Consider the following 20,158-nt stretch of genomic DNA (forward strand, 5'->3'; position numbering starts at 1 on the left):
ATATGATCAGCATTAATGGCCTACCTAATAACGAGGCTGATGTCACTGCTGTGGCGGTCGATCCAAACAATCCAAACAACCTCTACTTCAGAGTTGAAGGTGACGAGGGACTCTACAAGCTCGATCTTTCGCCTATCAAGGATGATTCCAAGGACGCTGATGAGTTCAGCAATATCATGCGAAAGCTTCCTAATGGGTTCAATCAAGACTTGAAGTAAGAATCCTTACGTATTTAGCCCCGCTGTATCACTCAGCGGGGTTGTTTCGTTTTTTGAATTGAAACTAGAGCTTTCGTGGTCTGCGTTTGCTTGACATGTTCGCCAAGGTAGTTCGGGATGGTGGAAGGTGAACAGATATATAAAATCACATAAAGGTACCGTAACAATAATGATTATCGGTTGTATTGGAGCTTTGGGTGTGGTGCACTAGCCGAGTCCATCAAGATTCGAGAAAGGCCTAAATATGAAGGCTATGAAGGCTTTGGGTGTAGTAGCACTACTATCGATTGGCGTCACGGCGAATGCTTTGGCAGCATCGCCAGCACATGCCACACCAGCAGAAACTGACTCTTACGAGCGCATCGCTCAGACGACGATTGAACTGCGTGAGAAAGAGCACATTGATCCGAAGGCTGAGACTCCAGACCATATCGTACAGCAAGTTTTAAATGAATCCGGCTCTGCAGGGGATAAAACAGGCCTTCGAGACTCCGGCGACAATTATGGAACCAACATCGGTAGGCATGAAGCGGCAGCCTGCGCGACCAATCCTTATGATTGTAAGCGCGCGAAATCAGCAATCAAGGACGCGGAACGTATTTCCTCGCAAACGTTTCCAAACAAAGTAACGAACGATAACATTCAGGACGCTGATAGGCATTGTGTATGGCAGGCGCTGACAACGATCCGGGCTAACGCAGATTTTGCACGAAAAATTGGCGATGCCCACGAAACAGACCATCCTGGTTCTCCTGAAGCTGGGCACATGGATCAAACAAACAATGCCATTGGTCGAGACATTGGATTGCGACACGAAGGAGATGAAGCGGGCGCCATCAATGAATGTCATGCGCAGGCTAAAAACGGTGGTTTGATCAAGATAAACTGATTGGTAAGGAATTTGTTGTGAAAGAAAGAACGATCATTCCGGGAATACTTTTTGGAATTGTCGTGGGCGTCGCAACCCTTTACGGCGGAGTGGTCCTGTCCACATGGCTTCCAATACCTTTCGTCTTCTATGGGCTACCTCTACCTTCATTGGTGGTGTGGGGTGTATTAGCCATGTCTGTCTACATGTTGAAAAAGGGTCGGCTTAGCGACCGATCATGGCGTGCTTTTGCCTTCACATTCGCTGCGGCTTTCGTCGTATCAGCGTTCTTATGGGTGAGCACCATTTCTGGCTATGGAAACTTCGCATAGCCTATAGATATGGAACCGCTGTAAGGCCAATTACAGTTAGTCCCTCTAGATTGAAGTCTAGAGGGACTAACTGTAACCGCAGAAGAACCTATTTCCACTTAAGTTTCTGCGTATTTTGGAACTGCTAAGGACTCTCTAACGCTTTCCATTCGTTCCAGAGCCATTGCCAGAGTAACCATTAAACTGGACAGAATACCGCGACCATGCTCACGCCGAGGCTAAGCTAGAGCAAGCTGATGTACCAAGTAGACGCATCGACGACGTGTTGCCAAATGAAATGTCCCAGGTTTTGTTCCGTTTGAGTAGATGGGAAAATCTGGAACATGCCAAGAAAATTTGACCAAGATGCAAAGGACCGCGTGGTCCGTCTCGTGGAAGACCGCATCTTGGCGGAAAACATGTCAATGCACCCCGCGTGCCAGGCAGTAGCTCCAAAGCTCGGGGTTTCATGGCACACAGCTCGTCAATGGACCCAACAGGCTCGCCGTGCAGGAAGCACCCCAGAACCAGTGCCTGAAGATTTGGCCGCCGAAAATGCCAGGCTACGCCGTAAAAATCAAGAGCTACGCGACACTAATGAGTTGCTGAAGGCTGCGTCAGCTTTTTCGCGTCGGAGCCAGGCCCCAAACGTCGGAAATGATCCGGTTAATCGATAAATACCGGAATCATTTCTCTGTCGAGTTCATCTGCAAGACGTTGAAAAATAACCGGGCTGGTGGGTTCATCACCTCGCGTGGTTATCGCCAGTCCAAAGCCCGTGGGCTAAGCGCTCGTCGCCTTCGTGACGGTTGTTCTAGTTGAACGCATTAGTGCTGTTCATCGGGATAATTACGGTGTCTACGGCGTGCGGAAAATGTGGCACGCGCTTCACCGTGACGGAATAGATATCGGCCGTGAGCAAACCGCCCGGCTGATGCGCCTGGCCGGTGTTTCTGGCACAGGCAAAGGCGGATCACCAATCACAACCCGTAAGCCTAACGTGCCGGGTCTGCGCCCAGATTTGGTCGAGCGTGAGTTCAAAGCCCAAGGCCCGAATAAGCTGTGGGTGGCCGACATTACCTACGTGCGCACGAAGAAAGGCTTTGTGTACACCGCGTTTGTCACTGACGTTTACTCCCGACGGATAGTTGGATGGGCATTATCGGACTCGATGCGCACCGAGGCATTACCGCTGCAAGCACTCAACCAAGCGATTGTGAAGTGTCCCAGGATCTGTTCCGTTTAAGTAGAAGAGAAAACCTTGGAAACCTCACCGCGCCAACATTAAATGTTGTCTAGTTCGCGAACCCCACAACTCAACAAATTCGGATATGCGGGCAAAACCCCGCTTCCTCCGTGGATTTTTATCCGAAAGGAAGCGGGGTTGCAATGTGCCCCTGGTGAGACTCGAACTCACACTGGACGGGTTTTGAATCCGTTGCCTCTGCCAATTGGGCTACAGGGGCAATCAAAAGCGAGCGCCTTTGACTGTTGGAAATACTAGCGCAGGGGTTGGCGCAATTCCTAATTGGGGTCCCCTCCCCGTAAAAAGCCCTGCTCAATGCGGTGAAGTTGGGTGGGGTATCGCCGTGTCCACGGTGTTGCCTAGTATGGGGCAGGTGACTTCCAATAAGACCCGCCTTTTGCTCATTGACGGCCATTCGATGGCATTTCGTGCCTTTTATGCCCTGCCGGTGGAAAACTTTTCTACCTCCGGCGGCCAGCACACCAATGCCGTGTATGGCTTTTTATCCATGCTGTCCAATATCGTCTCTGAGGAAAAGCCGGATGCTATCGCGGTTGCCTTTGACGTCGGCCGGAAGACTTTCCGCACGGAGATGTTCCCGGAGTATAAGGCGCAGCGCGAGGCCGCGCCGGAAGAATTTAAGGGCCAAGTAGATATTATCCGCGATACCTTAGAGACCTTGGGTATTACGACGCTCTCGCGTGAAAACTACGAGGCCGACGATATTTTGGCCACCCTTGCCACTCAGGCGCAGGACTACGAGACGCTGATTGTCACCGGTGACCGGGATTATCTGCAGCTGGTTACGGATTCGACCACGGTGCTCTATCCCATGAAGGGAGTATCCACGCTGCACCGGTTTACCCCGGAGGCCGTCGAGGATAAATACGGGCTTACCCCCGTGCAGTATCCCGACTTTGCTGCTCTGCGCGGCGACCCTTCCGATAACCTCCCCGGCATTCCCAAGGTGGGAGAAAAGACCGCCACCAAGTGGATAGTCAAGTACGGAGACTTGGCTACATTGGTAGACCACGCCGAAGAAATCAATGGCGTGGTGGGAAATAACTTCCGCGAACGCATCGAGCAGGTGCAGATGAACCGGAAGCTTACCCAGATGATTACAGATATGGACTTAGACGTCGGTCCAGATGATCTGGCATTCAGGGAAGCCAAGGTTGCCGATGTTGCTGCGAAGTTCGATGAGCTAGAGTTTGGCACCAACCTGCGCGATCGTGTCTTAGCGGCCATTCCCAACGATGGCGCTGAGGCCGCTGAGCAAGTTGCGGATTCCCCAGATGTCGAGCTCACCATCGATGACGCCTCCCTGAGCGAATGGTTACCTAACCGCGAGCACGTAGCCGTGTATGTGCAAGGTGAGGGTACCCCGGGCCAAAGCGATGCCTCTGCCATCGCGTTTGTGGACCGCAACCATCATGGCCTGCAGGTGGAACTCGGGGAGCTTTCCGCCGATGAGGAAAAGGCCTTGGTCCAGTGGCTAGAATCGTCGGCCCCTAAGTATTTCCACGCCGCAAAGGCCGCGTTCCACATGCTGGCAGGGCGCGGCATTGAGCTCAACGGGCTTGCGCACGATACGGCCTTGGCGGCGTATATCCTGCGCCCAGGCCAGCGCACCTACGAGCTTTCCGATGTCTACCAGCGCCACCTTCAAAAGTCCCTCGGCGCCGCCACGGAGCAGATGTCGTTGCTCGATAGTTCCTCCCTGGTAGAACAGGCGGCGGCAATCATGGAGCTGGCGGAAAAACTCACCGCGGAGCTGCAGGACATCGACTCGTTCGAGTTGTACACCGACCTGGAACTGCCGCTGGTGACCATCCTGGCACGCATGGAGGCTACGGGCATTGCGGTCGATGTAGACATTTTGGAAACCCAAAAGGATGCCTTTGTGGAGCAGGTGGCGGAGCAAGAACGTTCCGCGCGGGAACTTGCTAGCGATGACAAGCTCAACCTAAATTCTCCTAAGCAGCTGCAAAAGGTGCTCTTTGAGACCTTCGATATGCCCAAGACGAAAAAGACGAAAACGGGCTATTCCACGGCCGCGAAGGAAATCGAGCAGCTGGCTATCAAGCACCCGCACCCGTTCTTGGACCACCTCTTGGCCCACCGCGAGTACCAGAAGATGAAGACCACGCTCGAGGGCCTTATCAAGACCGTCCAGCCGGATGGGCGCATTCACACCACCTTTAACCAGACGGTGACCTCGACGGGGCGTTTGTCCTCGACGGAGCCCAATCTCCAAAACATCCCGGTGCGCACGGAGGCCGGCCGCCAGATTCGCTCGGCGTTTATCGTAGGCGAGGGATTTGAGCAGCTAATGACCGCGGACTACTCGCAGATTGAAATGCGCGTGATGGCGCACCTGTCTGCCGATCCCGGGCTGATTGAGGCCTACAAGGCCGGCGAGGACCTGCACAATTTCGTTGGTTCTAGGGTCTTCGATGTACCCGTGGACCAGGTGACCCCTGAGCTGCGCCGCCGGGTAAAGGCCATGTCTTATGGCTTGGTCTACGGTCTGTCCGCGTTTGGACTTTCGCAGCAGCTGGGAATCCCGGCGGGCGAAGCCAAGTCCATCATGGAAAGCTACTTCGAGCGCTTTGGCGGCGTGAAGAAGTACCTGGATGATGTCGTGGAGCAAGCCCGCAAGGATGGTTATACGGCCACGCTCTTTGGCCGCCGCCGTTACCTGCCAGAGCTCAACTCCGATAACCGGCTGGCCCGTGAAAACGCGGAGCGCGCTGCGCTCAACGCCCCGATCCAGGGAACGGCCGCGGATATCATCAAGGTCGCGATGATTCGCGTGGACCGTGCGTTGCGAGACATGAAATCTCGTGTTTTGCTCCAGGTACACGATGAATTGGTGGTGGAAGTCGCCCCCGGCGAGGCCGATCAAGTCCGCGAGATTCTTGAGCGCGAGATGGATTCTGCCATCGAGCTGAACGTGCCACTCGAAGTCTCTGCCGGCGCCGGCACGGATTGGGACGCCGCGGCCCACTAGTTCGATGATGACGCTTAACCGGCGCGAACGCGCCCGCATGCGCTTGGCCGCCCAGGGGCTCACGGCCCAACGCTGGCACACCGCTGCAGAGGCGGTTCGCGCCTTTGGCGTTACGCAAGGCCAGGACCTGCATTCGGTGCGCCGGTCCTTGGCGCTGCGCGCAACGGATGAATCGGATAAGTCCGAGATCGTGCGCGGCTATGCGATGCGCAATACGCTGTTCGCCGCCTCCGTCAAGGATATGGGCTGGATAACCGAGCTATGTGCGAAGCCTCGAAAAGGCGATGCAGCGGTACGGGAAGCCGTGCTGCAGCTTATCGATGCCCCATTAACGCGCGCAGAATTGAAAGCACGCGCCGCCCGGGCCTTGCCCGAGCTACCTTTCTGGCACGTGGTACGCATCGCCATGGAAAGCGGGCATGCGTGTTATGCAGGCGAAGAGCAGCTCATTACTCCGGTGGAGTTAGACGGCCTGGAGGCCCTCTTTAACGGCGACTCGGTGGCCGCCACGACGGAATTGATGACGCGCTATTTTCGCACCCATGGTCCGGCGACGCTGCAAGACTTTGCGTGGTGGTCCAAGCTGCCCCAAAAGCTCATTCGTCCCGCAGCGGAGAATTTGCCGGATGACCTCATCCGGATAGGTAGGGAAGGCGAGGAGCTGGTCTCTACAGAGGTGCTGGAGCTGCCAGAGGTGAGAAGGAAGAAATCGGTGCTGCTATTGGGCGCCTTTGATGAATACATTTTGGGGTACCAAGATCGACTTTTTGCCATGTCAGCGGATATGCACCACGCGGTCGTTCCCGGGAACCAGGGCATTTTCCGCCGCGCCATCGTTATTGACGGCCAAGTGCGCGGCATGTGGAATAAGCAGGGGATTGAGGACTGGGGTATTCCCGCCTACGCGTCACGCCGCGTGGAACGGCAGTGGAAAGACTGCTGAGAAGTGCGTGAAGCAGATGAGGATTTTAAAGTAGTTTCATGGAGTTTCTCGGAAAACGTATTACCTGGAAGTCCCATCCCTACGTCTTGCGCTTTTTTGAGACTACGTGGGCAGTCATGGTCGCATACCCGGCGGGACAAATTGCTGAGAGCGGCTTAAAAGAAGCAGTAAGCAGCGATAAATCTTACTTCATTTTCTATGCGGTTATAACTTTTGGGTTTTTCCTTTCTGCTGGCAACGCCGCCAGAGAAGGCGAGAACCCGTGGCGCTACCGAATTCAGGCGGCCGGTGTAATGATTGCGGTAACTGTCATTGCCGTGGCCTTCCCGTATTCGTGGGTATTTGCGCTCATTACTATTGCTGCCGTGGTGTACTACCTCTGGCCGCGCATCGCTGTGGAATCCTCCTGAGGTCGCTTTTCCACTAGGCAACCGGCCAAGAGGTCAAAGGGTGTTTGGCCGATGGCTAAAACCGAAAGGCCTAAAATCGCAAGGATAATGCCGTCGATGTTCCAGCCGGTAAGCGTCAGGGGCGTGAGCAGCAGCCACGAATTGCGCAGGCACGCGGTGACAAACGGCGAGCGGGCCGGGATGATTTCGAGCTGCATCGACCATTTGCCCAGGGACGTAAACTTTTTCGTTTCCACCCACACGCGGTAGATATAGAAGACCACGGCGAGAGCGACCGCCTCGTAGATCTCTTCGGGGCGGCCGGATAAGGGGGAACCGGCAAGCGCATTAATCAGCCACCGCACCACGGTGACGATGGCGGCCACGAGAAAGGCGTCGATCCACCAAGCCACGGCGCGGCGCAGGAAAATTCCCAGTCTTTCGGCAATCATGTTGTCCACGTTAGCTGTAGGCGCGGCAGATGAAAATCATGCTGCCAGGGAAAATTTCCCCGCGCTGCCTAGACCACTGACCCCAGGCGGTATCTAAGCCTTCGGGCCATTCCGGTTCGATGATGTCCTCGATGAGGAATGGTCCGCGACCTTGGAGCGCGCGGAACCAACCGCTGATGGTGCGGTGAAACTCGGCGTAGGTGAGCGTCCCAGCGGAATCGTGTTCCAGGTAGGCGCGGTCGAAGTAGCTGATTTCTGCGGTAAGGCTGATGGGATCGTCGGGGAAGATCCAGCGCATTGGGTGGGTCACGGAGAAGACGAACCGCCCGCCTGGGCGCACAACACGGGCAACTTCCGCGAGCGCGGCATCGAGATCAGCAAGGAAGGGGAATGCGCCGAACGCAGAAAACGCCACGTCAAAGGAATCGGTGGCGTAGGGCAGTGCCAGTGCATCGGCTTGGATGAGCGCCAACCCGGGATCTGCGTGGGAGAGCATTCCCCGGGAAATATCGCAGCCGGTGACAAAGCGGGCGCGGGTGCTGAGCCACTGGGTGCAGGCGGCAGAACCGCAGCCGATTTCGAGGACGGCGGCAGAGGAGACATCGCCAAGCAGCTGTGCATCGGCCTCGTGCAGCATCTCTGGGCACCAGTAAAAAGAGGAAAGGTACTCGGGGTGCTCGGCATGGTAGTTGGCCGCATCACCGTCCCAGTGGGATTGATTGGCGTGAGAAGGCGAAGTCACTGGGGTGGGTTACCTTTCTGGTTGGCGTGCAATATTTGCCGTATAAGCTGGACAGATGTAGGCTTTTACAAGCATGTCTATGCCACGGGTTGTTGCAGGCTATTGTAGGAAAGCTTGGGGCAATCACGCGGCGGGATCGAATGTGGCCTCTATCTCCTGTATTTGTGCAGCGCAGATGGGCTTTTAATTCGAGAGACACGCAGTTGTCCACGAACGATTTCCTACATTTATTCGGAGCATTTTTACAATATGCCATCTTCTACTACCCCTCAGGTTGCGATCAACGATATCGGAACCGCAGAGGACTTCCTCGCAGCTGTAGACGCCACCATCAAGTACTTCAACGATGGTGACATTGTCGGGGGTACCGTCGTCAAGGTTGACCACGACGAGGTACTGCTGGACATCGGATACAAGACCGAAGGCGTTATCCCTTCCCGCGAGCTGTCCATCAAGCACGACGTCAACCCCGATGAAGTTGTCGAGGTCGGCGATGAGGTTGACGCGCTTGTCCTGACCAAGGAGGACAAGGAAGGCCGCCTGATCCTGTCCAAGAAGCGCGCACAGTACGAGCGCGCTTGGGGCGCCATCGAGGAGCTGCAGGCCAAGGAAGAGCCGGTTACCGGTACCGTCATCGAGGTTGTCAAGGGCGGCCTCATCTTGGACATCGGCCTGCGCGGCTTCCTGCCTGCTTCCCTCGTTGAGATGCGTCGCGTCCGCGACCTGGAGCCCTACATTGGCCAGGAGCTGGAAGCTAAGATCATCGAGCTGGACAAGCAGCGCAACAACGTTGTCCTGTCCCGCCGTGCATACTTGGAGCAGACCCAGTCCGAGGTCCGTTCCGAGTTCCTGCACCAGCTGCAGAAGGGTCAGGTCCGCAAGGGCGTTGTCTCTTCCATCGTCAACTTCGGCGCCTTCGTCGATCTTGGCGGCGTCGACGGCTTGGTTCACGTGTCCGAGCTGTCCTGGAAGCACATCGACCACCCATCTGAGGTTGTCACCGTTGGTGACGAGGTAACCGTTGAGGTTCTGGACGTTGATCTGGACCGCGAGCGCGTTTCCCTGTCCCTGAAGGCAACCCAGGAAGACCCATGGCGCGTCTTCGCCCGCACCCACGCTGTGGGCCAGATCGTGCCGGGCAAGGTCACCAAGCTGGTTCCGTTCGGTGCGTTCGTTCGCGTCGAGGAAGGAATCGAGGGCCTGGTTCACATCTCCGAGCTGGCTCAGCGCCACGTCGAGGTTCCGGACCAGGTTGTCACCGTTGGCCAGGAAGTTATGGTCAAGGTCATCGACATCGACCTCGAGCGTCGTCGTATTTCCTTGTCCGTCAAGCAGGCTGACGAGGACTACTCTGAAGAGTTCGATCCGTCCAAGTACGGCATGGCTGACTCCTACGACGAGCAGGGCAACTACGTGTTCCCAGAAGGCTTCGACCCAGACACCAACGAGTGGAAGGAAGGCTTCGACGAGCAGCGTCAGGCTTGGGAAGCACGCTACGCAGAGTCCGAGCGCCGCTTCAACCTGCACACTGCTCAGATCGAGCGCAACCGCGCTGCCGCCGCAGAGGCTGCAGAGTCCGCTGAAGCATCCTCCAACTACTCTTCTGACTCCACCGATGCGGCTCCGGCATCGGAGACTCAGGCAGAGTCCGGCGGATCCTTGGCTTCTGACGAGCAGCTCGCCGCACTGCGTGACAAGCTCGCCGGCAACTAAGGCGCCTTTGGAAACTAAGGTGAGATAGTCCCTAGCTTCACACAGCTGCACTGGCCGCGTCCTTCTCCTTTAGGGGAGGAAGGACGCGGCTTTGTGAGTTTTATGACAGTAGGTGCAAACGATTGCTTCTTAGTTTTCCAATGCCAGTTCCTTGACCTGCGGCGCAGCGATGGCGCCTGTAAAAAGACAACTATCCCCACTAAAGGCCACTAAATTGGACTTTTGTTTGTGTTGCCTCTCACTTATAATCCAAGTGTGACGTAATAGCCAGTTGAGTACTGACTATTGGTTTGTCTTTATGCAAGGAGTATGAAGTGGCATCTGTGAAGGACACTTCCACACACATCATTGAAAGCTTGGGCGGCGCCGATAACATCACGTCGCTGACGCACTGCGCGACGCGCCCGCGCTTTCAACTCGCTGATGTGGGAAAAGTAGATCAGGAAAAGCTGGAAAGCGATACGGCCGTTCTCGGTTCGGTCACGCAAGGTACGCATGGCTACCAAGTGGTCATGGGTGGCGGCGTGGCGAACTACTACGGCGAAATTATCAAAGACCCCGGGGTGCAACCCGCTGACGAGGAGTCCTCCTCATCCAAGAAGAACTACGACGGCGTACGTGGAAAGTACGATTGGATCGACTACTGCTTCGAGTTCCTCTCTGATACCTTCCGCCCGGTTCTGTGGGCACTACTTGGTGCCTCCCTGATTATCACGCTGCTGGTGCTGGCGGATACCGTTGGCATTCAAGACTTCCGCGCACCGATGGAAGAACAGCCCGAGGGCTTCCGCTTGGCCCACGCTATGTTCCAATCGGTCTTCTACTTCCTGCCGGTGATGGTGGGTGCTACCGCTGCGCAGAAGCTCGGCGCGAATATGTGGGTCTCGGCCGCCATTCCGGCCGCTCTGCTGACGCCGGAGTTTATGTCTCTAGGTGAACAGGGCGATACCGTGAACGTCTTCGGCCTACCGCTGGTGATTAACTCTTATGGCTCCCAGGTATTCCCACCGATCTTGGCCGCCATTGGCCTGTACTGGGTGGAAAAAGGCTTGAAAAAGATCATCCCAAGCGCGGTACATATGGTCTTCGTGCCATTCTTCTCGCTGTTGATCATGATTCCGGCCACGGCCTTCCTGCTTGGCCCATTCGGCATCGGCGTGGGCAACGGCATCTCCTGGGTACTGTTCCAGATCAATGACTTCTCGCCGTTCATCCTGGCCATTGTCATTCCGCTGCTGTACCCATTCCTGGTGCCCATGGGCCTGCACTGGCCGCTTAACGTGATCATGATTCAAAACATCACGACTTATGGCTACGACTTCATCCAGGGTCCTATGGGTGCGTGGAACTTTGCCTGCTTCGGCGTGACCGGCGCCGTGATGGTCATTGCTATGAAGGAGAAGAACAACTCCATGCGCCAGGTCTCCGTCGGTGCCTTCGCAGCCGGCATGCTCGGCGGTATTTCGGAGCCGTCCCTCTACGGCATCTTGCTCCGCTTCCGCCGCACCTACTACCGCCTGCTGCCGGGTTGTGCCATCGGTGGCGCAGTGATGGGGCTTTTCGATGTCCGCGCTAACGCCTTCGTCTTCACCTCCATCTTGACCACCCCAGCCATGACCCCGCAGGTGGGCTACATCATCGGCATCGCCGTGGCATTCTTCACCTCCTTCTCCCTCACGCTGCTGTTTGGTTACCGCACCGCAGAGGAAAAGCAAGCCGATCTTGAGCGCATCGCCCGCGAAAATAACGAGACTGTGGAAGAGGTTGCTAGCCGCTCCGAGTCCCGCATCATCGGCGGATCCGATGATGAGTCGGACGGTTCCGAGAATGCACAGGCTGCAGGGGTTGCGGCTGCTACCGGAATCGCCACCAAGGAAGCAGAACAGGCAATCATCAAGCTGGACTCTCCTCTGGAGGGCGAGGCCGTGGACCTGTCTGAGGTACCGGATCCCATCTTTGCTGGCGCCAAGCTTGGGCCGGGCGCTGCCGTGAAGCCAACCGGCAATACCGTCTACGCGCCTGCCGATGGTACCGTGCTCACCGTCCAAAAATCCGGCCACGCGATCGGTCTGAACCTGGATAACGGCGTACAGCTGCTCATCCACGTTGGCCTGGATACCGTGGAACTCGGCGGAGAGGGATTTGATGTCCACGTGGAAAAGAAGCAGCGCGTTTCTGCTGGCGATAAGCTCATCACCTTTGACGCAGACTTCATCAAGTCCAAGGACTACAACCTGATTACCCCGGTTGTTGTCACCAACGCCAAGAAATTTGGTTCCGTGAGCGGCGCTACCGGTGCGGTTACCCCAAGCGATGAACTCTTGCAGGTTCATCCAAAGCCGGAAGAAGAACTCGAGTCCTAATAGGCACTCTTAAATTCCGCAGCAAGGAGCTCAGGCATTCGTGCCGGGCTCCTTTTCGCGTACCCTGGTACCTTATGAAGCTAATCGGATTAACCGGGGGAATTGGCAGCGGGAAATCTACGGTAGCGAAGCTGTGCGCCCAGCGCGGCTGGCGGGTGGTGGACGCAGATCGCATAGCGAGGGACATCGTCAAGCCTGGCCAACCGGCATTGGCCGAGCTAGCGGAGAAATTCGGCGAGGATATCCTGCAGGAAGACGGCAGCCTCGACCGCAAGGAACTCGCTCGCCGGGCCTTCGTGGACAAGGAGCATACCGAGCTCCTGAATTCGATTACACACCCGCGTATCCAAGAAGAGACCCAGCGACAATTTGCTGCTGCGCGCGAAGAGGGCTTTGATTTTACGGTTTATGATATGCCGCTGCTGGTGGATAATGGGCTCGACGCGGATATGGATTTTGTCATCGTTGTTGACGTGGAACCAGAAGAGCGGGTGCGTCGCCTCGTGGATTTTCGCGGACTTGATGAAGCAGACGCGCGTAAAAGGATTAACGCCCAGATTTCTGATGAGAAGCGTCTATCGGCAGCAAGCCATGTCATAGACAATAATGGCACACAAGAACAATTGGCCGAACGCACCGCGGCGGTCTGCGATGAGATCGAAGCGGCGTCTTCTTAACCTTAACCTTTTTGGTAAGTAGCGTTAACGTCTTTTCCTATTAACGTTTACTTTTGGCCCCTACACTATTTGAGCGTGGGAACTTGGGGCACTGGACCATTCGATAATCACGCGGCGCGAGACGTACTCGATAGCCTGCGGGATGGTTCTTTTGATCTCCGGCACTTTCAGCGCTCGTGCGGCACTGGAGTGCTCGATTCCGATGAAGCCGAAGCGGTCATCGCATTAGGGGCGCTGACGAAGCTGCCTGCCGATGGCCTGCCAGACGGCGTAGCCCCGACGGATCTAGCGTCCCTGTACACGCCGCAATCTAAGGCGTGGCTGCGCCGGCGCATCAATCAAGCGATGTGCTCTGATTCCTCGTCGGTCTACGCGCTATGGGAACCGACAGGGGAGCTGGACCAGTGGCTGCACACCGCCCAAGCCGCGCTCCCATGAAATGGCTAGCAGCAGCGTATAAGCAGTAGAATAGCGGGCATGGCTTTTGCTGCTGAACATCCCCTTATTCCAAATTCTGAACACCGCGTCGTCGGCGAGGTAGAACGCACCCCCGGCAAGTTTCAAGTCGTTTCTGAATATGAACCCGCAGGTGACCAGCCTGCGGCCATCAAGGAACTTGATGAGCGCCTCAACCGCGACGAGCGCGACGTTGTGCTGATGGGCGCAACCGGTACTGGTAAATCCGCGACGGCCGCGTGGCTGATTGAAAAGCAGCAGCGACCCACGCTCGTCATGGCTCCCAATAAGACCTTGGCCGCACAGCTGGCCAATGAGCTGCGCCAATTATTGCCCAATAACGCGGTGGAATACTTCGTCTCCTATTACGACTACTACCAGCCGGAAGCCTATATCGCGCAGACCGATACCTATATTGAAAAAGACTCCTCCATCAATGAGGATGTCGAGCGCCTGCGCCACTCGGCCACCTCTGGATTGCTCTCGCGGCGCGATGTCGTGGTGGTCTCCTCGGTCTCGTGTATCTACGGCCTGGGCACTCCGCAATCCTATTTGGATCGCTCGGTGATTATCGCCGTCGACGAGGAGCTCGACAGGGACCGTTTCCTCCGGCTCTTGGTGGATATCCAATATGAGCGCAACGATGTGGGCTTTACCCGCGGTACCTTCCGCGTCAAGGGTGATACGGTCGATATCATTCCGGCATATGAGGAACGCGCGGTGCGCATCGAGTTCTTCGGCGATGATATTGATTCGCTGTACTATATCCACCCGGTAACCGGTGACGTTATCGAGCAAGTCGATGAAGTGCGCATTTTCCCCGCCACGCACTACGTGGCCGGCCCAGAGCGCATGGAAAAGGCCGTGGCCGATATCAAGGAAGAGTTGGCTGAGCGCCTCGAGGATCTAGAAAACCGCGGCAAGCTCTTAGAAGCGCAGCGGCTGCGCATGCGCACGGAATATGACCTAGAGATGATCGAGCAGGTGGGATTCTGTTCCGGCATTGAGAACTACTCCCGCCACGTGGATGGCCGCCCGGCGGGGTCCGCGCCAGCCACGCTCTTGGACTATTTCCCAGAGGATTTTCTTACCATCATCGATGAGTCCCACGTGACCGTGCCACAGATCGGTGGCATGTACGAAGGCGATATGTCGCGCAAGCGAAACCTGGTGGAGTTTGGCTTCCGCCTGCCCTCCGCGGTGGACAACCGGCCACTGACCTTTGACGAATTTGAAGAGCGCGTTGGTCAAACCGTTTATATGTCGGCTACCCCTGGCGATTTCGAAATGACCTCCTCCGGCGGCGAGTTTGTCGAGCAGGTCATTCGCCCGACTGGTCTGGTCGATCCCAAGGTGACGGTGAAGCCCACCAAGGGCCAGATTGATGATCTCATTGATGAGGTCCGCGGCCGCATCGCCGTGAAGGAGCGCGTATTGGTCACCACCTTGACCAAGCGCATGGCAGAAGACCTGACGGATTACCTCTTGGAGCAGGGGATTAAGGTCCGCTACCTGCACTCGGATATCGATACGCTGCAGCGCGTGGAACTCCTGCGCCAATTGCGCCAAGGTGAATACGACGTGCTTGTAGGCATTAACCTCTTGCGTGAGGGCTTGGACTTGCCTGAGGTCTCGCTCGTGGCCATCCTTGATGCGGATAAGGAAGGCTTCTTGCGCTCGACAACATCGCTCATCCAGACCATTGGCCGCGCCGCGCGTAACGTATCGGGCGAGGTCATCATGTATGCGGATAAAATCACCGACTCGATGCAAGAAGCCATCGATGAAACGGAGCGCCGCCGCGAGAAGCAGATTGCCTATAACAAGGAACACGGCGTGGATCCGCAGCCCCTGCGCAAGAAGATCGCCGATATCTTGGATCAGGTCTATGAAAACAATGGGGAAGAGGCGCCGGAGTCGGATCCCTCGGCTGTGGTGGAAAAGCGCGACGTGTCCAGCATGGCCACCGATGAGGTTGAGGCGCTCATCAATGACCTGCAGGCACAGATGGGCGCTGCCGCGCGCGAGTTGAAATTCGAGCTAGCCGGCCGGCTGCGCGATGAGATTGCTGATTTGAAGAAGGAGCTGCGCGGCCTAAAGGAAGCCGGAATTTAACGCCGCTCGCAGTGTCTCAGTAACAGGCTCCCCCTAAAAGTGCGCACTACTGCAACGATCGGCTTATTGGTCCGGCGTCCTGACTATACTGGGGGCGACTAAAAGCCGGTTCAATGTGCCGACCTAGTAATTCACCAGCAAGGAGAATCATGCTTACGTATCACACCATCGCCGTCGGTACCGATGGCTCCGAAACTTCCCTGCGCGCCGTGCGCTCGGCTGCATCCATGGCGCGGGCATACGATGCCAAGCTCATCATCGTCTCCGCAGCCTATAACCATTCTGGCTCCATGCTCGGCGCCCCCAGCGGTGAGGGCTCCAGGCTACCGGTGGTCAGCGAAGAAATGGCCGATACCTACCTCACGAATGCGCAGCGGATTGCCGAGTCCGAAGGTGCGGAAAACATTGAAGTGGTCACCACCCCCGGTGACCCCGTCAACGCCTTAATCGAGGTCACGGAGAAATACGACGTTGAGCTCTTGGTCGTGGGCAATCGCGGCGTTAATTCCGTGCGCGGGCGCGTTTTTGGCTCGGTGCCGACGGAACTTACCCATAAATCCAAGGTGGATGTCGTGGTGGTCAACACGAGTGAAAAACGTTAATCACTTTTCATTGTTAGACTTGCAGTAACGCCAAGTTGGCACACTAGAATAGTTAGGGTACACACCCACAAAGAAAGGTCATCATGAGCGACTACAGCACGATTGTTGTCGGTACTGACGGTTCCAAGTCCTCCCTCCTCGCCGTGGAGCGAGCAGCCAAGATTGCCGCTGCATTCGATGCCACGCTGATCATCGGTTGTGCTTACTACGAGAATCAAGAGCAGGCTTCGAAGACCTTGCGTCAGGATTCCGTCACTATTCTTGGTGATGAGAAAGCCGAAGCCAACCTGCAGGCAGGCAAGGAAGAAGCGGAAAAGCACGGGGTTTCCAAGGTAGAAACCGCCGTCCGCCCTGGCACGCCGGTGCAAGCCCTGATGTCCATTGTCAATGACAATGATGCAGACCTGCTCATCGTTGGTAACCGCGGCATTAATTCCCTGACCGGTCGTCTACTCGGCTCTGTGCCAGCGGATGTGGCGCGTCAGTCCGATTGTGACGTCATGATTGTTCACACCGTTAATTAATCTAGGCCTTCGCCTGACCGGCTTTCGCCTTACCCACCGCAGCGAGTCCTTCACTGGAGCCGCGCGGTGGGTTTTGTGATCCCAGTGGGCTAGAGCACGCCGGACGTATCTCCCACTAGGGTCAGCGTTTGCGTGGCCCGGGTGATGCAGACGTACAGGTTCTGCAGCCCCTGCGGGGAGGCATCGACAATCTCGCGCGGGTTAAGCACGATAACGTGGTCGAACTCGAGGCCCTTGACTGCTTCGGCGTTCGTAGCATCAATGACCGCGGTCAGGCGGCCATCGTCTTCGGTGACAACGCCGGGGGTGAAGTCGGCATCGGCAAGCCGGCGCACCGGCACGCCGTCGCGAATGGCTATGGCCGGGGTGGCTTCCGGATCGATGGAGGCCAACAGGCCATTGGCAAGCTCGGTAATGGGCTCGGGCGTGCGGTAATTGACGGTAAGGAGGTGGTGGCGGAAGCGCTGGGCGATGAACGGCTCCAAGGCCTCGCCCCAGTCATCCACGCCGGCAGGAGAGCCTGTCTGCGAGGTATCGCCAACCAACGTCATCCACCGGGACGGGCAGCGGCGGAAGAGCATCCGCCATTCCATCGGGGTAAGTTCCTGCGCCTCGTCCACGATGATATGGCCAAACGCCCACGTGTGATCCTCCCGCGCGCGCTGCGCGGTGGTGCGCGTATCCCGTACCTCTTGACGCTGCGCTAGGGTCTCCGCGTCGATGACGTCGTGCGCCGAAAGAATCTCCGCTTCAAACATGTCATCATCGTTATCGGTGGATTCGGAGGAGGATAGGATATCCAGCGCATCTTCTGCATCCGCGATCTGTTCGCGCCACTCGGCATCCTTGGCTGCCTTCTTCTCCTCAGGATTGGGCAAGCCGATGAGGACGGCCAACTCATCCAAAAGCGCGGCATCGGAATCGGTCCAGGCGTAGCCGTCTGCGCGGTACAAGGCGGCTTGGGTCTCCTCATCGTAGCCACGGGCAGCCGAGGCAATGTGTTCGCGGGAAGACAATAAAGCGGCGAGTACCTCAGAGGGATCGAGCTCGGGCCAAAAATCATCGATGCATCCCACCACGGACTCATCAACGGCAAGATCATCGTGGAATTGGTCCACATCCGCGCGGCTTAGGAGGTTTTCCCCGCCCAGGGGATCCGTGCCCACCTTGGTGGCCATCTCTTGGGCGAGATCCTCCACGAAGTGCTCGATGAATGCCTCGCGCGCCTGATTATGCGGCTTGCGTGAGCGGCGAGCGCGGGTGCGCGCCCTCTTCACCATGGACGGCGTGATGGTCAGGGTCAGGCCATCTACGGTGATGTCCTGGGGCTCACTTGGCACCTGCTGATAATCCTTGACGGCGGCGCTCAGGATTTCCGCCATGGCCGCGCTGCCCTTAATTTCGCGGCCCACAAGCCCCTCGGTATGGGTGGGAGTGATGCCGGGGAATAGCCCACCAATGGTGGAGAGCACGACGCCGGTCTCGCCGAGCTCGGGCAGCACGCGGGAAATATAGTCCAAAAAGTTGGTATTGGGTCCAACGATGAGTACACCGGTGGAAGATAGCTGCTCGCGGTGGGTGTAGAGCAGGTAGGCAACGCGGTGTAGCGCGACGGCAGTTTTACCGGTGCCGGGACCGCCTTCTACGACCATGACGCCGCGGGTATTATCCCGGATGATTTCGTCCTGCTCGCGCTGGATGGTTTCCACGATGGACGTCATGTGTCCCGTGCGGGCGCGTTGCATGGCAAAATACAGGGCGGACTCGCTCGCCACGCCCGCCTCTTCCTCGCGCACGCCTGGGCCGTTTAATGCCTCATCATTGACATCAGTGACCGTGCGGCCGGACATGCGGATCTGGCGGCGCGTGTGTACGCCTTCAGGTTGTGCGGTGGTGGCGAGGTAAAAGGGGCGGGCCATGGGCGCGCGCCAATCCAGCAGGAGGGTGCGATAGTTTTCTTCGCGCGCATCCAAACCCATGCGGCCGATATAGCGGCGGTCCAGTCCTTCTTCAGTTGGGTTATCACCGGGAGCATCGATATCGATACGGCCAAAGACGAGCCCCATTTGTGCGACGTTGAGGCGGTCCAACTTGGCCTGGAGGCCGTGGTATTCCGTTTCGCGGCGCACTAAGGCATCGGCATCGGGGGTCGCCGGATCGACCTCGGCTTGGACCTCATTCAGGCGCGCGTTTGCCGCGGCTACCTCGTCATCGAGGCGGTCAAAGAGGCCATCGACATAGTTCTGCTCGGCTTCGATGGCTGAAATTCCAGCGTTATCCGCGCGGCGGGATGAAGATGCATCAGCAGGAGAATGAGTGGCTGGAGAATTCTTCGGTGCAGAGTTCACAAGACTCCTCAGAATGAAACACGAAAATATGGGGTAAGCACGCACACGCGTGCCGTGTAGGGGAGGTTCGAGTTTAGACCTTGCCGTGACAAAGAACAACGGCCCAGCGTAAAGGCTGGGCCGTGTGCGAGGGTTAAAGCGAATTACTTAGCGCGCTTTTCAATCTTCTTGATAGCGGCTTCGATCTTCTTATTAGCCTTCTTTTGCAGCTTATCTGCGTGCTTAGAAGCCTTCTTAGCAGCGCGCTTGGAGTCTGCCTTGTCGAGCTTCGATGCGGCGTCATCGGCACGCTTTTGTGCCTTGTTCGCGGCCTTGACGGCACCCTTGCGGGCGGTCTTAGCGTTGGACTCAGCGGACTTCAGCCAGTCCTGCTTGTTGTCGCCGACGTAGGACTTGGCGCTATCCACGGAGTCCTCGATGAAGGACTTCGCGTTGTCCAAGAAGCCGCGACCGGAATCCTGCCAGTCGTCCTTGTTGTCATCGACGTAGTCCTTGGCGTCATCAACATAGGACTTTGCGGTATCCAGGAGGCCGCGACCGGTGGACTGCCAGTCATCCTTGTTGTCATCCACATAGGCCTGAGCCTTCTGGGAGGTCTCATTGAACCAGTCGCCGGCCTTGTTGGACAGCTCGTTGGCGCGAGCGGAAAGCTCCTCGCGCTTTTCCTGGGACTCAGACTTGGTAGGCAGCGCCTGCTGAATCTTCTTATTGGTGCGCTCACCGGCCTTCTGTGCGCGCCAGCGCAGGGAAGGCTTGCCCTCGGTGTCCTGGGTGGTGATAAAGAGCGCGCCGAGCAGGGCGGTGTTGGTAATGAAGCCGTTGCGACGGTCTTCCTTGTCCTTCTTGTTATCTGCGGCCCAGAAGTTATTCTTGCCCACCAAGTTAGGCAGGGTAGCGGCAGCCAGCACGGCTGCGGAGGTGCGGGGTGCCTTGCCCAGAGCCAAGGTGGTACCTGCACCGATCTTTGCGCCGCCGAGGGCGCGGGTAGCTAGTTCCGGATCATTGGGAATCAGGTTTTTGTAACCAGAGGGGACGAACTTGCGCAGGGTCTTGAGGAAGCCTTCGGTTTCCTTGGTGTGCTCCGAGGCATTGCGCAGGTCGTCTACACCTTCCCATACAAATACCGATGCCAGCATGGGGCGGGCAAACTTGCGAATCATAGTCCTTTAAGCTCCTTA

The 20,158-nt window shown here is 57.0% G+C and carries 17 protein-coding genes, 1 tRNA gene and 1 pseudogene; 14 read left to right on the forward strand and 5 right to left on the reverse strand.

The genetic code is table 11. The features are described 5' to 3' along the window. Positions 1-2: 2 nt before the first annotated feature. The 4 genes and pseudogenes from ABRP87_RS01405 (at position 3) to ABRP87_RS01420 (ending at position 2,643) form a co-directional block, all read left to right on the forward strand. A complete protein-coding gene (locus tag ABRP87_RS01405; RefSeq protein ID WP_349867260.1) occupies positions 3-218 on the forward strand; it encodes a hypothetical protein in 216 nt (71 codons plus the stop codon). A gap of 244 nt (positions 219-462) precedes the next feature. Beyond that, the gene (locus tag ABRP87_RS01410; protein ID WP_349867262.1) at positions 463-1,107 is read left to right on the forward strand and encodes a DUF6973 domain-containing protein; all 645 of its coding nucleotides are present in this window, start codon (positions 463-465) and stop codon (positions 1,105-1,107) included. Positions 1,108-1,695: 588 nt separating this feature from the next. Next, positions 1,696-2,074, forward strand: a pseudogene (locus tag ABRP87_RS01415) (transposase). A 125-nt stretch (positions 2,075-2,199) separates the two neighbouring features. Then, positions 2,200-2,643, forward strand: coding sequence for a DDE-type integrase/transposase/recombinase (locus tag ABRP87_RS01420; RefSeq protein WP_349867263.1), 444 nt, complete (start codon positions 2,200-2,202; stop codon positions 2,641-2,643). Positions 2,644-2,789: 146 nt separating this feature from the next. Here ABRP87_RS01420 and ABRP87_RS01425 read toward each other — a convergent pair. Continuing rightward, positions 2,790-2,863: transfer RNA gene (locus ABRP87_RS01425), tRNA-Leu, on the reverse strand. 144 nt (positions 2,864-3,007) lie between these two features. Here ABRP87_RS01425 and polA point away from each other — a divergent pair. From polA to ABRP87_RS01440, 3 genes are read left to right on the forward strand one after another with little or no spacing between them, the layout of a single operon-like run. Continuing rightward, positions 3,008-5,656 carry a DNA polymerase I gene (gene polA, locus ABRP87_RS01430; RefSeq protein WP_349867265.1) on the forward strand — a complete coding sequence of 883 codons (2,649 nt, stop codon included), beginning with the start codon at positions 3,008-3,010 and terminating at the stop codon, positions 5,654-5,656. Between the two features lie 4 nt (positions 5,657-5,660). After that, on the forward strand, positions 5,661-6,599 hold the full coding sequence (locus ABRP87_RS01435) for a DNA glycosylase AlkZ-like family protein (protein ID WP_349867266.1): 939 nt from the start codon (positions 5,661-5,663) through the stop codon (positions 6,597-6,599). 38 nt (positions 6,600-6,637) lie between these two features. After that, a complete protein-coding gene (locus ABRP87_RS01440; RefSeq protein ID WP_005280309.1) occupies positions 6,638-7,009 on the forward strand; it encodes a hypothetical protein in 372 nt (123 codons plus the stop codon). Here the strand turns inward: ABRP87_RS01440 and ABRP87_RS01445 are convergent. Together ABRP87_RS01445 and ABRP87_RS01450 are read right to left on the reverse strand one after the other, a co-directional pair. Continuing rightward, positions 6,973-7,440, reverse strand: a complete 468-nt coding sequence (locus tag ABRP87_RS01445; RefSeq protein WP_237792053.1) for an RDD family protein — start codon at positions 7,438-7,440, stop codon at positions 6,973-6,975. The two genes, ABRP87_RS01440 and ABRP87_RS01445, sit on opposite strands and share 37 nt — an antisense overlap. Positions 7,441-7,450: 10 nt before the next feature. Beyond that, a complete protein-coding gene (locus ABRP87_RS01450; protein ID WP_349867268.1) occupies positions 7,451-8,182 on the reverse strand; it encodes a class I SAM-dependent methyltransferase in 732 nt (243 codons plus the stop codon). Positions 8,183-8,431: 249 nt separating this feature from the next. Between ABRP87_RS01450 and rpsA the strand changes: the two genes are divergently transcribed. From rpsA to ABRP87_RS01485, 7 genes are all read left to right on the forward strand, one after another. Then, on the forward strand, positions 8,432-9,895 hold the full coding sequence (gene rpsA / locus ABRP87_RS01455) for a 30S ribosomal protein S1 (RefSeq protein WP_005280312.1): 1,464 nt from the start codon (positions 8,432-8,434) through the stop codon (positions 9,893-9,895). Between the two features lie 314 nt (positions 9,896-10,209). Beyond that, complete coding sequence (locus ABRP87_RS01460; RefSeq protein WP_349867270.1) at positions 10,210-12,258, forward strand: glucose PTS transporter subunit IIA; 2,049 nt, start codon at positions 10,210-10,212, stop codon at positions 12,256-12,258. A 74-nt stretch (positions 12,259-12,332) separates the two neighbouring features. Then, positions 12,333-12,935, forward strand: coding sequence for a dephospho-CoA kinase (coaE, locus tag ABRP87_RS01465; RefSeq protein ID WP_349867272.1), 603 nt, complete (start codon positions 12,333-12,335; stop codon positions 12,933-12,935). 75 nt (positions 12,936-13,010) lie between these two features. Further along, positions 13,011-13,373: a DUF4259 domain-containing protein gene (locus ABRP87_RS01470; protein ID WP_084539229.1), complete on the forward strand. Its 363-nt coding sequence runs from the start codon at positions 13,011-13,013 to the stop codon at positions 13,371-13,373. A gap of 39 nt (positions 13,374-13,412) precedes the next feature. Next, entirely contained in the window at positions 13,413-15,506 is a 2,094-nt protein-coding gene (uvrB, locus tag ABRP87_RS01475; RefSeq protein WP_349867273.1) for an excinuclease ABC subunit UvrB, read from the forward strand. A 149-nt stretch (positions 15,507-15,655) separates the two neighbouring features. Then, positions 15,656-16,108: a universal stress protein gene (locus ABRP87_RS01480; RefSeq protein ID WP_005280318.1), complete on the forward strand. Its 453-nt coding sequence runs from the start codon at positions 15,656-15,658 to the stop codon at positions 16,106-16,108. A gap of 83 nt (positions 16,109-16,191) precedes the next feature. Next, positions 16,192-16,632 (forward strand): universal stress protein, encoded by a 441-nt coding sequence (locus ABRP87_RS01485; RefSeq protein ID WP_005282685.1) that lies wholly within the window; start codon positions 16,192-16,194, stop codon positions 16,630-16,632. Positions 16,633-16,721: 89 nt separating this feature from the next. Here the strand turns inward: ABRP87_RS01485 and ABRP87_RS01490 are convergent, their stop codons facing one another. Both ABRP87_RS01490 and ABRP87_RS01495 read right to left on the reverse strand, forming a co-directional pair. Continuing rightward, on the reverse strand, positions 16,722-18,980 hold the full coding sequence (locus ABRP87_RS01490) for a HelD family protein (RefSeq protein WP_502879270.1): 2,259 nt from the start codon (positions 18,978-18,980) through the stop codon (positions 16,722-16,724). A gap of 143 nt (positions 18,981-19,123) precedes the next feature. Continuing rightward, entirely contained in the window at positions 19,124-20,140 is a 1,017-nt protein-coding gene (locus ABRP87_RS01495; RefSeq protein WP_239269869.1) for a DoxX family protein, read from the reverse strand. Between the last annotated feature and the right edge of the window lie 18 nt (positions 20,141-20,158).

Origin of the sequence: Corynebacterium sp. KPL2830, assembly GCF_040225635.1 — a bacterium.
GTDB lineage: Bacteria > Actinomycetota > Actinomycetes > Mycobacteriales > Mycobacteriaceae > Corynebacterium.

Excerpts from the sequence above, each read along its gene's own strand:
- ABRP87_RS01440 (WP_005280309.1), top strand. The coding sequence starts at position 6,638 with ATGGAGTTTCTCGGAAAACGTATTACCTGGAAGTCCCATCCCTACGTC.
- ABRP87_RS01435 (WP_349867266.1), top strand. The coding sequence starts at position 5,661 with ATGATGACGCTTAACCGGCGCGAACGCGCCCGCATGCGCTTGGCCGCC.
- coaE (WP_349867272.1), top strand. The coding sequence starts at position 12,333 with ATGAAGCTAATCGGATTAACCGGGGGAATTGGCAGCGGGAAATCTACG.
- ABRP87_RS01405 (WP_349867260.1), top strand. The coding sequence starts at position 3 with ATGATCAGCATTAATGGCCTACCTAATAACGAGGCTGATGTCACTGCT.
- ABRP87_RS01480 (WP_005280318.1), top strand. The coding sequence starts at position 15,656 with ATGCTTACGTATCACACCATCGCCGTCGGTACCGATGGCTCCGAAACT.
- ABRP87_RS01445 (WP_237792053.1), bottom strand. The coding sequence starts at position 7,440 with ATGATTGCCGAAAGACTGGGAATTTTCCTGCGCCGCGCCGTGGCTTGG.
- uvrB (WP_349867273.1), top strand. The coding sequence starts at position 13,413 with ATGGCTTTTGCTGCTGAACATCCCCTTATTCCAAATTCTGAACACCGC.
- ABRP87_RS01410 (WP_349867262.1), top strand. The coding sequence starts at position 463 with ATGAAGGCTATGAAGGCTTTGGGTGTAGTAGCACTACTATCGATTGGC.
- ABRP87_RS01485 (WP_005282685.1), top strand. The coding sequence starts at position 16,192 with ATGAGCGACTACAGCACGATTGTTGTCGGTACTGACGGTTCCAAGTCC.
- rpsA (WP_005280312.1), top strand. The coding sequence starts at position 8,432 with ATGCCATCTTCTACTACCCCTCAGGTTGCGATCAACGATATCGGAACC.
- ABRP87_RS01495 (WP_239269869.1), bottom strand. The coding sequence starts at position 20,140 with ATGATTCGCAAGTTTGCCCGCCCCATGCTGGCATCGGTATTTGTATGG.
- polA (WP_349867265.1), top strand. The coding sequence starts at position 3,008 with ATGGGGCAGGTGACTTCCAATAAGACCCGCCTTTTGCTCATTGACGGC.